General features: G+C 76.0%; 9 protein-coding genes. 8 read left to right on the forward strand and 1 reads right to left on the reverse strand.

The genetic code is table 11. The annotated features are described in order from the left end of the window. Positions 1-75: 75 nt before the first annotated feature. Positions 76-948 (forward strand): hypothetical protein, encoded by an 873-nt coding sequence (locus AC1Z4A_RS21980; RefSeq protein ID WP_483681335.1) that lies wholly within the window; start codon positions 76-78, stop codon positions 946-948. 360 nt (positions 949-1,308) lie between these two features. Here the strand turns inward: AC1Z4A_RS21980 and AC1Z4A_RS21985 are convergent, their stop codons facing one another. Beyond that, positions 1,309-1,488 (reverse strand): DUF6104 family protein, encoded by a 180-nt coding sequence (locus tag AC1Z4A_RS21985; RefSeq protein ID WP_483681337.1) that lies wholly within the window; start codon positions 1,486-1,488, stop codon positions 1,309-1,311. A 149-nt stretch (positions 1,489-1,637) separates the two neighbouring features. On the opposite strand from AC1Z4A_RS21985, the gene AC1Z4A_RS21990 reads away from it, so the two are divergent. The 7 genes from AC1Z4A_RS21990 (at position 1,638) to fxsT (ending at position 13,552) form a co-directional block, all read left to right on the forward strand. After that, the gene (locus AC1Z4A_RS21990) at positions 1,638-2,012 is read left to right on the forward strand and encodes a CU044_2847 family protein (RefSeq protein WP_483681339.1); all 375 of its coding nucleotides are present in this window, start codon (positions 1,638-1,640) and stop codon (positions 2,010-2,012) included. Positions 2,013-2,044: 32 nt separating this feature from the next. Beyond that, positions 2,045-4,159 (forward strand): VMAP-C domain-containing protein, encoded by a 2,115-nt coding sequence (locus AC1Z4A_RS21995; protein WP_483683680.1) that lies wholly within the window; start codon positions 2,045-2,047, stop codon positions 4,157-4,159. Between the two features lie 156 nt (positions 4,160-4,315). Further along, positions 4,316-5,320 (forward strand): AAA family ATPase, encoded by a 1,005-nt coding sequence (locus tag AC1Z4A_RS22000; protein WP_483681341.1) that lies wholly within the window; start codon positions 4,316-4,318, stop codon positions 5,318-5,320. Positions 5,321-5,326: 6 nt separating this feature from the next. Continuing rightward, entirely contained in the window at positions 5,327-8,443 is a 3,117-nt protein-coding gene (locus AC1Z4A_RS22005; RefSeq protein ID WP_483681343.1) for an SAV_2336 N-terminal domain-related protein, read from the forward strand. A 544-nt stretch (positions 8,444-8,987) separates the two neighbouring features. Continuing rightward, positions 8,988-9,182, forward strand: a complete 195-nt coding sequence (locus AC1Z4A_RS22010; RefSeq protein WP_483681344.1) for a hypothetical protein — start codon at positions 8,988-8,990, stop codon at positions 9,180-9,182. After that, positions 9,179-10,474 carry an aKG-HExxH-type peptide beta-hydroxylase gene (locus AC1Z4A_RS22015; RefSeq protein WP_483681346.1) on the forward strand — a complete coding sequence of 432 codons (1,296 nt, stop codon included), beginning with the start codon at positions 9,179-9,181 and terminating at the stop codon, positions 10,472-10,474. Before AC1Z4A_RS22010 ends, AC1Z4A_RS22015 begins: the two co-directional genes overlap by 4 nt. Positions 10,475-10,534: 60 nt before the next feature. Continuing rightward, positions 10,535-13,552 carry an FxSxx-COOH system tetratricopeptide repeat protein gene (gene fxsT, locus AC1Z4A_RS22020; protein WP_483681347.1) on the forward strand — a complete coding sequence of 1,006 codons (3,018 nt, stop codon included), beginning with the start codon at positions 10,535-10,537 and terminating at the stop codon, positions 13,550-13,552. The last annotated feature ends 31 nt before the right edge of the window (positions 13,553-13,583 follow it).

The following is a 13,583-nucleotide window of genomic DNA, read 5'->3' on the forward strand; positions in this document are numbered from 1 at the left end:
ATCGCGTCTCTTGAAGACACGATATATCGCGGTCTCCGGAAGTCAAGCGTCGGCGGTGTGGCTTAGCGTTGACGCATGTCCGCTTCTGATCACAGCCCGGCGGCGGGGGTCCTGCTGCTCTGCCGGGCCGAGCCCGACCGTGTCCGTCCGTCCGCCCAGCTCCTGCGCGAACCGCTGCTGCTCGCTCCGGCGGGCGAAGGGTGGAGCGTGCTGGTGCCGGGGGAGGAACCCTGGCGCGAGGCGGATGCGCGGGCGGGCGTGGGCCCGGGCGTGGGCCCGGAGGGCGGGAGGAATCTGGCCGCGATCACCGCGGAGTGGGCGCACGCGCTGACCGTGGCCGAGCCCTGGCCCGCGGTCGGGCTGTGGTGGGACGCGGAGGGGGCCGGTTTCGTGGTGTCGGCGGGCTTCCGCCGCACGGTCGGCTACACCTGGCTCGCGGACGGCTCGCCACTGGGGGAGGAAGCCGCGATGACCGCCCTGCGGGCCCGGCTCGGGCTGGACCCGGTGCTGGACGCGGCGGCCTTCGACCAGCTCACCCGGCCGGACTCCGAGGCGGACGCGCGGGCGCGGGTGCTGGGGCTGGTCGCGGTGCTGGCGCGGGCGGGCCTGCGCCTGCCGCTGGGGCTGGTCCCGGGGGCGGACGCGCGGGCGCTGCGCGAGGCCGCCGCGGCGCTCGCGGCCGCGGAGCCGGTGGAGTGGTCGGGGTGGCGCGAGGTGATACGCACGGGGCTGGACGCCTCGGAGCGGGGGCCGCTGGGGGAGTGGATGCGGGGGCCGAAGGCGCGGGCGCTGGGGGCCGCGGAGGTTGCGGCGGGGCTGTCCTTGCTGGCCTGGTCGCGGCGTGCGCGAGCTGGTCGGCGCCGGGGGTGGGCGGCTGTGGGGGTCGTGCTGGTCGTGGACGGGGTGCTTACGGTGGCGTACGACGCCTGGCGGGAGCGCAGCGGCTGAGGTCTGTCGTGTGCGGGGGCGGGGCGGGACGGGTGGGTCCTTCTGGGGCTGCAATTTCGTGGGGTGAACCGTGTTGCCATGGGTTCCCCGAACCGCCCACGAAACCGCTTTACGCCCCTGCCAGGACCCACCCGTCCCGCCCCGCCCCCTCCCGTCCGTACCTCACCGGTGCGGGCAGTCCCGCCGTCCCCGGTGTGGGCAATCGTTCCGTAGGGCGATGGGGGTGCCCCATGCCGTTCAGGCAATGGGGGAGGGTGGGCACACCGGAACGACGGCCCGCACCCGCACCGGCCACCCCGGTGCCGGGCGCCGTTCACGGCAGGTGCGTCGCCCCTGCGGGGCGTGGGGCCAGCGGACCCGTTACTCGTCGTCCTCGTCGTCCAGTCGCGCCAGCCACGTCGCCAGCCTCTCCACCGGCACCTCGAAGTCCGGGTTCAGGTCCACGAACTCGCGAAGACGCTCCGCGATCCAGCCAAGGGAGACCTCCTCCTCGCCCCGCCGGTTCTCCAGCTCCTCGATGCCTCGGTCGGTGAAGTACAACGTGATCTCCGTTGGGGTCTGAATGGGACTTCTCCTGCCCAGGATAGGTGCCCCCGCCCCGGCTTTGGCCACGGCCTCTCGCGCCCGTCGGGTCAGAGGACTAGCCTGCTGAGCCTGCTGCACCAGCCACGGAAACGGGGGGTGGACGCGTGGCCGAGGGAATTACTCAAGTACGGCTCGACGACGGGACGGTCGTCTGGGCGCGGGTCACGGAAGCACAGGAGCTGGAGGGGCCGTCCGGGGGCGGCGGCGCGTACGAGGACTCCAGTGCCGGGCGGCGCGTGGCCGACATGGCGGGTGGGCTGTCCGACGCCGTGCGCGGCGTCGTGGGCAGTCTGCGCATGGGGCTCGCCGCGGCGAAGCCGCACGAGGTGAAGGTCGAGTTCGGCATTGAGCTGTCCGCCCAGGCGGGGCACGTCATCAGCCTCATAGCCGACGGCAGCGGCAAGGCGTCGATCACGGTGTCGCTCACCTGGTCGGAGCGGCCGGACGAGCCCGCCCCCGCGACCCCCGGCGCTCCTTGAGTGCCCTGGACGGAACCGCGCGCCGGGCCGTCGTGCGCATTTCCGCGCCCGGCGGCGGGTATGACCGCAGCGGCGCCCGGTTCTGGGGGAGCGGATTCTTCATTGCCCCCGGGTGGGTCCTGACCTGTGCCCATGTGGTGGGGAGCGGGGGTGGCGGCGTGCTCGGCGGCGAGACGGCCATCGACATCACCGACTGGCGCGACCGCATGTTCGAGGGCCGGGTGGTTCTTGCCCTGCCCCGGCCGGAGAATCCCGACGCACCGCCCCGGCGCTGGCCGCTGCCGGACCTGGCCCTCGTCGAGGTGGCGGGCGCGGACGACGCCGAGTGCCTGTGGCTCAGCGACCGTTCGGCGGTCGTGCCCGCCCCGGTCAGCCTGCACGGCTGGTCGCAGGAGACCGGCGAGCTGGCGCTGCGGTTCGGCCTGGGCACGGCGAGTGGTGGGGACGGAAGTGACGGTAACGCCATGCTGTTGCGGGGGGAGATCCCCGTGGCGGGCTGCTCGGGCGGGCCCGTGGTGGACACCGGGCGCGGCGCGGTCATCGGCGTGAGCAAGGGGCGCGGCCACGACACGGCGGGCCTCGCGGTGCCCATCACGGCGCTGCGCCGGATCGCCGACAGCCGTCCCGGCCGCGACCGGCTGCACTCGATCATCAGCGCCCACGACCGCCACCACCTGCGCCGCTACCGCACCGTCGGCACCGGCGGCAGCTGGACCGGCCTCCAGCAGGCGCTGCGCCCCGCGCCCGGCAGCGGCTTCACGCCCGTACTGCGCACCCACCTCTTCGCCCGGCTGGCCGAGCTGACCCCGCCCCGTACGCCGGGCGAGGTGATGCTGCTGGTCGGGGACGCCAAGCGGCGGGTGATCCAGGCCGCGTACCAGCCGGGCGTGGAGCACGACCCGCGCTCCTGGCGGGAGGGCGTGGGCCTGCTGTACGACCTGCGCGACGGCGGGCACGCCAAGGAGGCGGGCAGTGTGCCCGACCGCGATCTGGAGCTGGAGGCGGTGCTGCTGTACGCGGCCCGCGTCGCGGCGGCCGTGAGCAGGCGGGGCGGGACGGGGGACGTGCTGCCGCTGCGGGAGCTGAGCGGCTGGCTCATGGCCCAGGCCGAGCCGCTGCCGGACGTCCTCCGCGAGGAGATCGACCAGATCCTGCACGGGGGTTCGGCCGTCTCCGGGGAGCCGCGCCCGCACGTCCCGCCGGGCACCGTCGAGCTGCGCAAGCCGGAGCCGCGGGACGTGGAGCCGGGCGCGCCCGGCGCTGCCGAGGTCCGGGCCCGCGCGGACGTGATCGTCGAGATCGACCAGGCGCCGTACGGCAGTTGCTATCCGTGGCGCGTCAAGCTGCTGATGGAGGACGGTGTGGTCACCCCGTTCCGCTGGGACGAGGAGGGCGTGCCCCGGGCCGGGCTGCGCGAGGCGCTGCGTGAGCCGATCGCCCGGGCGCTGGGGCAGGGCGACGTCGGCGAGCACCTCGCCGAGCTGCAAGTGGTGCTGCCGCGCGAGCTGTTCGACGAACCGCTGGACGACTGGCGCCTGTCCCCGCCGGGGGCGGACGGAGACGGCCTCGACCCGCACAGCATGCCGCTCGGGCAGCGCCGCGTGGTGGTCGTGCGCGACCGCCGGCGCCGCGACCATCCGGCGACCCCCGAGTGGCGCAGGCGCTGGAGCGGTACGCAGCAGGGCCCGCTCACCGCCGTGCCGCTGCGCCGCGAGGTGCCGGAGCGCGGGCACGACGGGCCGGGCCGGGAGGGGGTTCACGCGGCGTACGGGCGGCTGTCCGACGCGGCCGACTCCGCGGTGCCCGTGTACTGCGGCGAGGTGGCGAGCGAGGCGGGCGCCCGGGCCATGGATGCGGCGCTGGCCGCCGGCCACCCGGTGGTGATCTGGCGCAGATGCGCCACCGGCCATACGGATTGCGCCGAATTCCACCATCAGGTGACCCGGCTCGTCTGCGAGGCACACACCGCAGAGGGCCTCCACCGGCGCATACGCAACCTCCGTATCCGCTGTGCCGATCCCGACGCACCCGACCCGGAGGCGCTCTGGGCTCAGTCGATAGCCCTGCTCTTCGATTCACCGGACCATCCGCCGCTGCCCGACACGCCGCTGTACGCGCCGGGCGCGAGACCGGGTGCAGCGCCATGACGGCACGTCAAGTGCCTGCCAGGGCTGGGTTAAGACGGTCGGCAGGGCGTTACGGTACCGGTACCTTCGAGCAGGGGCCCGGAAACGGCAGCGGCAGGGACACGGGCCCCGGGCACCGCATGCCTCACGGTCACCACCAGCTACGAGGAGCCCAGTGTGAACGATTGGCGCATCTACCGCGGAGCCGGCCTGCCGCACGACGGGATACGGCGCCTGCCGCCGCCCCCGCCCTGGAGGGACTTCGCCTCCTCCGGGCCCGACGCCGGGTCCGGCAGCGACCCGAGCGCGGCGCGCAGACTCGGCGTGCTGCGCAGGCTGGTGGAGAACCACCACCCGCGCCCGGAGGAGGTCGAGGCGGTCAACGCTGCGCTCTACCTGCGCCGTCCGCTGCTGGTCACCGGCAACCCCGGAACGGGCAAGTCCACGCTCGCCCACGCCGTTGCCCACGAGCTGGGCCTGGGCCGGGTGCTGCGCTGGCCCATCGTCAGCCGCTCCACCCTGCGCGACGGCCTCTACCACTACGACGCCATCGCCCGCCTCCAGGACGTCCAGCTGGAGCGGGCCGGCGGCGCCGGGCCTGCGCGGCACTCCATCGGCTCGTACGTCCGGCTCGGCCCGCTCGGCACGGCCCTGCTGCCCGCGCCGCAGCCCCGGGTGCTGCTCGTCGACGAGCTGGACAAGGGCGACCTCGACCTGCCCAACGACCTCCTGAACGCCCTGGAGGAGGGCGAGTTCAGACTGACCGAGCTGGAGCGCATCGCCGACCGCGAGCCCGAGGTCGAGGTGCTCACCGACGACGGCGAGCGGGTCGTGATCCACGGCGGGCGGGTGCGCTGCACCACCTTCCCGCTGATCCTGCTCACCTCCAACGGCGAGCGGGACTTCCCGGCCGCGCTGCTGCGCCGCTGCATCCAGCTCAACCTGGAGCCGCCCGGCGAGGAGCAGCTGACCGCGATGGTCCGGGCCCACCTCGGCGACGACGCGGTCACCGACGGCGACGCGCTCATCCAGCGCTTCCTGGACCGGGAGCCCGGCGAGGTCATCGCCGCCGACCAGCTGCTCAACGCCCTCTTCCTCACCCAGCACGCGCCCCGCACCGAACGCGTCACCCGCGACCGCCTCGCGGACATGCTCATGCAACCCCTGGACCGTCCGAGGTGATGACAGATGACGGCGCAGCCGCCCGGCCTGCGGCTGGGGCACCTGGTCGCCCGGCTGCGGGCCGCGGACTGGGACCTCACGGCCGAGGAACTCGCCGATGCGGTGTGGCTCGCCCAGTGGGTCTCCCCGGCCGGGGAGGCTGCGGGCGAGGAGCGGGAGGAACGGCCGGTGCGGGAGTCTCCTGCCGCTGACGGTCCGGTGCGCTCCGTTCCGTCCGCGCCTTCCGGCCGGGCCGCCGGATCCGGGCCGCCGCCGGGCCCGTCCGCGGCCCGGCCGCCCGGCAGGCGTGCCGAACGCACCGGCAGCGTGTCCCTCTACGCCCGCGGCGACGGGCCCGGCGAGCCCGCCGGGGCCTTCCCGATACGCATACCGATGGCCTCCTCCCTGCCCGGTCTGCTCGGCCTCCAGCGCGCCCTGCGCCCGCTGCGCCGCTACCGCCCGCTCGCCGCGCCCGGCCGCGGGCCCCTGGACGAGGACGCCACCGCCGAGCGCGGCGCCTGCAGCGGCGTGCTGGACCCCGTCTACCGCCCCGGCGAGGGACGGGCCGCCGCCATGCAGCTGCTGATGGACACCAGCCCCTCGATGGCCGTCTGGGACCGCATGCTGGAGGAACTGCGGCAGACCTGCGCCCAGTTGGGGGCCTTCCGTGACGTCCGGGTGCGCTATCTGCACCGGGCCGAGGACGGCACGCCCCTGATCGGCACCACGGCGGCGCCGGGGCCGCCCGGCCGTGCGGGACGGCTCCGCCCGCGCCCCGCCCAGCAGTTCCGCGACCCCACCGGGCGCCGCCTCACCCTCGTCATCAGCGACTGCGTGGGGCCGCTGTGGCAGGAGGGATCGGCCCAGCGCCTGCTGCGCACCTGGGCGCTCACCTCGCCCCTGGCCGTCGTCCAGCCCCTGCCGCCCCGCCTGTGGCCCCGCACCGCGCTGCCCGCCGAGGCCGGGCTGCTCACCCGCGACCCCGCCGCGGGCGGCAGGCTCGGCTTCGAGCCCGAGGGCTACGGGCCGCTGCCCGGCCGCGGTGCGCTGCCGGTGCCCGTCCTGCTGCCCACCCGCGACGCGCTCGGCACCTGGGCCCGGCTGCTGTCCGGGCCCGGTCGGTCGGCCGTGCGCGGCGCCGCGGGCTGGCTGCTGCCCGGCCACCCGGCCAGGGCCGTGCCGACCCCCGGCGAGCGCGCCGCCCGCAGCGCCGACGAACTGCTCCGCTCCTTCCGCGCGGGCGCCTCGCCGGGCGCGCTGCGGCTCGCCGTGCACCTGGCGGCCGTACCGCTCACCCTGCCCGTGATGCAGGTCGTGCAGCGCGCCATGCTCCCCGACACCGGGCCCATGGAACTGGCCGAGGTGCTGCTGAGCGGCCTGCTCTGGCAGCTCCCCGGCGCCGACGCCGGCCCGGACCGCGAGCCGCGGTACGAATTCGCCGACGGCGTGCGGGAGATGCTGCTCCAGTCCCTCGACCAGAGCGCCGCCGCGCTCGTCCTCAAGCACTGCTCGGACTACGTCGAGCGCCACTTCGGCAAGGGCGCCCGCAACTTCTCCGCGCTCGCCGCCGCCCAGCTCTCCGGGAGGCCCCCGGCCGTCCAGGACCCGCCGTCCGGGCCCCCGGACGGGGCGGCCCGGCCCGGGGAGCCGGACGCCGCCGAACCGGAGCTGTTCGCCGAAGTCCCCGCGCGGGTGGTCCGCTGGTATCAGCCCGTGGCTGTCGAGAGCGGCCCGGTCGCCGAGGCGGAACACCTGCTGCGCCTCTGGCAGGTGCAGGGCGACCCCGGGCTGCTGCACCGGGCCCGCGAGCTGGCCGAGCCGGTGGCGGGGCGGCCGCTGGCCGCCGGGGACGACGGTACGGACGTCACCGCCGACGCCGACGCCGCCGCCGAGGGCGTACGGGCCCGGCTCGTCCTCGGCGGCGTGCTCGGCGCACTGGCCGGCACCGAGTCCCTGCGCCACGACCCCGACCGGCGGACGGCGGTCCTGACGGAGGCCGTCACCCTGCTCACCGAGGCCCACGACCAGGCGGCCCCCGGCAGCGACCGGCGCACCGAGGCGGCCCTGGCGCTGGCCGCCGCCCAGCACGCCGCCTGGCTCGCCGACGGCGACCGCGCACGGCTGCACACCGCCGCGCGGACCCTGCGCGCCCTGCCCCGCGGCACCGCCCCGCGCCACCTGCGGCTGGGCCGCCTGCTCCTCACCCTCGCCCGGCTCGGAGAGGACCCCGCCGCCGGGGCGGCCGCGGCCGCCGAGGCCGTCGCCGAACTCCGCACCGGCCACGAGCTGCTGGCCTCCGGCGACGCCCCCGACATCCAGCGCTGCGCCGCCCTCCTCGACCTGGCCCGCGCCCTGCGGCTGGCCGGCGCCCCCGCCGCCGAGACCCTGGCCACCCTGGCCCGGGCCGGGGAGACGGCCGCCGACGACCTGCAACGCCTCCACTGCCGCACGGAACAGGCCCGCGCCCACGCGGCGGCGGGCGACTGGCCGGCCGTCGACGACGCCTACGCCGCGGCGGTCTCGCTCACCGCCCGTGACAGCCTCCGGCGGTGCGAACTGCTCCTGGAGTGGGGGGAGTCGCTGCTGGGCCGGGCGGAGGACGGGGGCGGCGCCGACCTCGTCGGGCGGGCCGAGTCCGTGTTGCGCGAGGCGTTCGCCGTGAGCCCCGGGAAGTCGCCGCTGCGGGCCCGGACGCAGCTCATGCTGGGCCGGGCGCTGGTGCTGCGTTTCGCGCGCCAGGGGTTCCTTCCCGACCTCTACGAGAGCTGCCACCTGCTCGAACAGGCCGCTCGCCGGGGCCCGGACGCCGATATCCGCGCCGAGTCCTGGCTGGCGCTGGGCACCGCCCGGCTGGCGCTGAGCGAGCGCTCGGCGGCGATGCCGGTGGCGGACGCGGCGGCGGCCTTCGACGCGGCGGCCAAGGAGGCCCGCCGCCTCCCCGCCCCCGACGGCCCCGGCTCGGTGACGGCCGCAAGGGCCCTGCACGCGTACGGAGCCGCCCTGGAACGCATGGGCCTGGGGCGGGCGGCACTGGCGGCGTACCGCGATGCGCAGGCGGAATGGGGGCGGCTGACGGGGCGGTTGGCGGAGGTGCCGTGGGGAGAGGTGCAGGCAACGCGGGAGTGCGTGGCGAGGCTGGGGTAGGGGGTTCCTTTCCCCACCCCGCCCCTTCCCGAAACCGGGGGGCAAGCCCCCGGACCCCCGGGGCCCCTCGCGCTGCGCGCGGGGGCAAGAATCGGGGGCTCTGCCCCCGGACCCCCGCTCCTCAAACGCCGGAGGGGCTGAATTTGCCCCCGGAACGGGGGACTGGGGGCGAAGCCCCGCGTTTCGCCCCCCCCGCGGAGCGCGACGAGGCAAGGGGACGGAGGTCCCCGCATTTCGCCCCCGTGCGGAGCGCGAGGGGGCAGGGGGATGGAGTCCGCCCCGGGTTTCGGCCCTGGCGCGGAGCGCGACGGGGTAGGGGCGGAGGCTCGCTGGTTTTGGCCCCGGCGCGTAGCGCGAGGGGTCACCGGGGGGGCCGGGGGCGTAGCCCCCGCTCCTCCCTCCCCCCCGGTTTCGGGAAGGGGCGGGATCGGGGAAAGAAAACCCCCTCAGCCACCCCGAACGTGTTTCCGCTTTACGGCTCTTGGGAAGAACCGTCCAGCCGCGGGGCTCGCTCACGGCGGAAGGCGGCAGGGAGGAGAAGAGCGTGCCGAAGCTCGAGAACGCAAGGGTGCAGCCCCTGCCCGACCTCGCCGGTATCGGCCTGCGGGCCTTGCGCGAGACGGCGGATCCCGCCCTCGCGGCCGCCGTGGACAGCGTCCTGGCGCACCCGGCGGAGCTGGGGGAGACCTGGGAAGCGGGCACCGAGGGCGGGCTGGAGGCGTTCTGTCCCGGCCGGTGACCCGCCGGGTTCCGGACAGAAGCGCGCCGCGGTCCGCGACCCTGGCCCGGCTGGCCCGGACCCGCTCCGCCCCCGGGGACCTCGCCTTCCTGCTGGACGGCCTGCACGGCAGACGGCTGGTGCTGCTGAAGTCCCTGCTGACCCGGCTGGAGCGGAGCCCCGGCGCCGCCCCCGGCCCCGCCCGCGAACGCTTCCGCGCCCACTGGCGGTTGCTGGAGCGGGCCGAGGCCCACAGCCCGTCGGCCGTCCGCGCCACCCTGGACTACCCGGCCGTCGGCAACTGGCTCGCCGCCGCCCTCACCGCCCCCGACGGCGAGCCCCTGGCCCACCGCCTGGACCACTTCGGCGCCGTCGCCGCCACCGCCGCCCTCCGCGCCGGCACCGACTTCGTGCTCGACCTGGCCACCCCGGGCGGCCTGCTCGCCCTGCCCGGCGCGGGCGTCGCGGAGACCGGTGCCGAGGCAGTGCGGCTGACCGCGCACGGCCGCACCGCGCGGCTTACCGTCCGGGGCGGGCCCGCCGGGCCCGTCCTGCTGCGGGCCGCGGAGCGGCTGTCCGGCAGCGGCCCGGGCTGGCGGGCCCCCTGGCCGCTGCCGGGCAGTGCCGCCTGCCTGGACGACCTCGACCCCTACCGCACCCCGCCCGGCGGCGGCTCCGGCGGCGGCTCCGCCCAGCCGGGCGCCTGGCTGCGCCAGTGGCGGGCCGCCCTGGCGCTGCTGCGCGACACCGACCCGGTCCGGGCCGCGGAGACCACGGCACTGCTGCGCTGCCTGGTCCCGCTCGCCGCCCCGCCTCGCGCCCCGAAGGCGAGCGCCACCTTCCGGTCCGCCCCCGGCGCGGTGCTCGCCACCCTGCCCGGCACGGCCGCGGACCTGGCCGAGGTGCTGGTCCACGAGACCCAGCACAGCAAGCTGTCCGTGCTCCACGACCTCGTACCGCTGCACGAGGCGGGGCCGGAGGCCGTGCACCGGGTGGCCTGGCGGGCCGACCCGCGGCCGCTCGCGGGCGTCCTCCAGGGCACGTACGCCCACCTGGCCCTGGCCGACTTCTGGTCCCGGGCGGCCCGGCGACGCTCGCTGCCGCCCGCCGTCCTGGAGGACGCCCGGACGCGCCGTGATTCCTACCGCGCACAGGTCGCGGAAGCCCTGCCCATCCTGCTTGAATCAGCAGAAGTCACTCCTGCCGGACGGGAGTTCGCGACCGGCATGGCGCGGCATCTGGCGGGCCTGCGCCGGTCCGGCGGCCTCCCGGCCCCGGTCGGCCGCGCGTCACCGCCCGGTGACGTACGGTAATCTTGCGGCGTGCCGGACCTCCGGCCGACGCGGGTGCGAAGGAACAAAGGGAGACGCGCGATGGCCACGCAGCGGAACACGCCCGGCACCGGTACGCAGGTGCAGGCCGGCGAGCACTTCGTCGTCGTCTTCGCGGGCTTCCACCGCCCCTGGGCGACCTGGATCGCCCACCGCCTGGAGAGCCACGGCCACCGCGTCACCCTGCACCGCTGGGACCCGCCGCGCGAGGTGCCCCTGGAGTCCGCGCTGGGCGATCTGCTGCTGGCCTCCGGCCGGATACTGCTGGTGCTCAGCGACTGGTTCTTCCAGCTGGGGCCGCGCCGCGAGGGCGAGTGGACCGAGGCCCTGCGCGGCGTCGTGGCCACCCACGCCGAGCGGTTCGCCGCCGTGAACCTCACCAACCGCGCGCTGCTGCCCGCCACCGCCGTCCTGGAGCCCGTCGACCTGTGGAGCGTGGGCGCCCAGGAGGCCGAGCGCCGGCTGCTGGGCAGGCTCTCGCTGCCCACCGGGCCCGCCCGGCACCCCCTGCCGCCGGGCCCCGGCTCCCGCTACCCCAACGACCCCCCGGCGATCTGGGGCGAGGTGCCCCGCCGCAACGTCCGCTTCACCGGGCGCGACGAACACCTCAACCGCATCCAGGAGTGCCTGACCGACGCCCCCCAGGGCACCGGCGTCGTCACGCTCCTGGGCATGTCCGGCATCGGCAAGACCCAGATGGCCGCGGAGTACTGCCACCGCTTCAGCTCCGACTACGACGTGATCTGGTGGGTCAACTCCGACACCCGCGGCACCCTGCGCGAGCGCCTGGGCGAGCTGGCCCCCGAGCTGGGGCTGGCCAGCGGCGCCGAGCCCGGCGAGCGGATCCGCGCCGCCCGCGACGCGCTGCGCCGCGGCGAGCCGTACGGCCGCTGGCTGCTCGTCTTCGACGGCTGGGACGACATCGAGGGCGCCGAGGACGTGCTGCCCGACGGGTCGGGCCACGTCCTGATCACCTCCCGCAACCGCAGCTGGAGCGAGAACCGCACCACCCTGATGGACGTCCCCGGCTTCGAGCGCCACGAGAGCACCGGCTACCTCATGCGCCGCGCGCCCCGGATCACCGCCGCGCAGGCCGACGAGGTCGCCGCCGAGCTGGGCGACATCCCGCTCGCCCTGGTCCAGGCCGCCGCCTGGCTGGGCGAGTCCGACATGGAGGTCTCCGAGTACCTGCGCATGGTGCGGGACGGCGAGCTGTCCGAGATCACCGACCAGGCCGGCTTCGACGGCGTCCCGCGCTCGTCCCTCACCTCCTGGTCGATACTGATCAACCGGCTCCGCGAGACCCAGCCGCACGCCGTCGAACTGCTGTCCCTGTGCGCGGCGTTCGCCCCCGGCCGCATCCCCATCGGCCTGGTCCGCCACCTCCCCGCCGACGGGCTGCCTGCGGACCTCGCCTGGCTCGCCTCCGACCTGGCCGCCTGGACCCGCGCCCTGGACACCCTGGTCAACTACTCGGTCTTCACCCGCGACACCCGCACCACCAGCCTGGGCGACGAGCCGGGCCCCGAGCAGGAGTCGGTGCACATGCACCGCATCGTCCACGACATCGTCGGCCGCCTCACCTCGCCCGAGGACCGCGAGCGCCACCGCCAGGTCGTCCGCCGCATGCTCGCCGCGGCCGACCCCGGCAACCCCCAGGACTCCCGGCTCTGGCCCCGCTACGCCGAACTGCTGCCGCAGCTGGAGCCCTCCGGCGCCCTCGGCAGCCGCAACGAGCGCGTGCAGGAGACCGTCCTCAACGTCCTGCGCTACTGCCTGCGCAGCGGCGAGTTCCGCACCGGCGTGGCGCTCGCGGAGCAGATCCGCGAGCACTGGTCGGAGTTCCTCCCGCCGGACCACCCGCGCATGCTGGAGCTGACCACCCAGCAGGGCAACATCCTGCGCTCCTACGGCTCCTTCCGCGCCGCCTACGAACTCGACCGCGGCCTGCTGGAGCGGCTGCGCGCGACCCCCGCGCCGGCCGGCATCGGCCTGATGACCGCCACCAGCTGCGTCGCCGCCGACCAGCGGGCCCTGGGCCAGTACACCGAGGCCCTCCAGGCCCAGCGCGAGGTCCTGGAGACCGCCCTCGAACTCCTCGGCCCCGACGACTACCTCACCCTCCTCGCCCAGCACAACCTGGGCGCCGGCCTGCGGCTCCTGGGCCGCTACACCGAGGCGTACGAGATCGACCTGGAGACCCTCCGCAAGCGCGAGACCCTGCTGCGCGCCCGTCACCCCGCCACCCTGGTCTCCGGCCTCGCCTGCGCCCGCGACCTGCGGATGCTCGGCCGCTACCGGGACGCACTGGCCCGCCAGGAGCTGGTGATGCGGCTGCACATCCAGGTCCTCGGCCCCCAGCACCCGCAGACCCTGCGGGCCCGGCACAGCCTGGTGCTCTGCGAGCGCCGGGCGGGCGCCCCGCAGGACGTGGGTGCCGTCCTGGCCAGCCTGCTGGAGCAGACCGAGCAGGTGCACGGCCGGAGCCACTACGCCACGCTCGGCCTGATCGTCGACTGCGGCAACCACGCCCGCGAGCACGGCGACCTCAACCAGGCCAGGGACCTCATCGCCGAGGGCGAGAACGGCTTCCGGGAACTCCTCGGCCCCGCACACCCCATCAGTACCGGCATGCTCTCCAACACCGGTCTCGTGCTCCAGGCCGCCGGGGAGCGCACCGAGGCGCTGACCATGTTCGAGGCCGCCTTCGCTGGCCTCTCCGCCACCCTCGGCCGCGACCACCCCTGGGTCCTGGGCTGCGCCCTCAACGCCGCCGCAGGCCGCAACTTCACCGGCCGCATCGACAGCGCCCAGGAGCTGAGCCGCGACACGCTGCGCCGCGCCCGGCACGCCCTCGGCGAGGACCACCCCTTCACCCTCTCCTGCGAGGTCGCCCTCGCCATGGACCTGCGCGGCCTGCGGGAGCACGAGGAGGCGGGCAAGGTCGAGGAGGACGCCCTCCAGCGCCTCACCCGCACGCTGGGCGCCCAGCACCCGCACACGCTCTCGGCGCGGCAGCGGGTCCGGCCCTACTGGGACTTCGAGCCGTATCTGGGCTGAAAGGCGGGACCCCGGCACCGGAGAAGTACCG

The sequence above is a fragment of the Streptomyces sp. 17_S59 genome, assembly GCF_056930295.1.

Bases quoted from the DNA above. Each gene is read 5' to 3' on its own strand.
- AC1Z4A_RS21980 (WP_483681335.1), top strand. From the start codon at position 76: ATGTCCGCTTCTGATCACAGCCCGGCGGCGGGGGTCCTGCTGCTCTGC.
- AC1Z4A_RS22005 (WP_483681343.1), top strand. From the start codon at position 5,327: ATGACGGCGCAGCCGCCCGGCCTGCGGCTGGGGCACCTGGTCGCCCGG.
- fxsT (WP_483681347.1), top strand. From the start codon at position 10,535: ATGGCCACGCAGCGGAACACGCCCGGCACCGGTACGCAGGTGCAGGCC.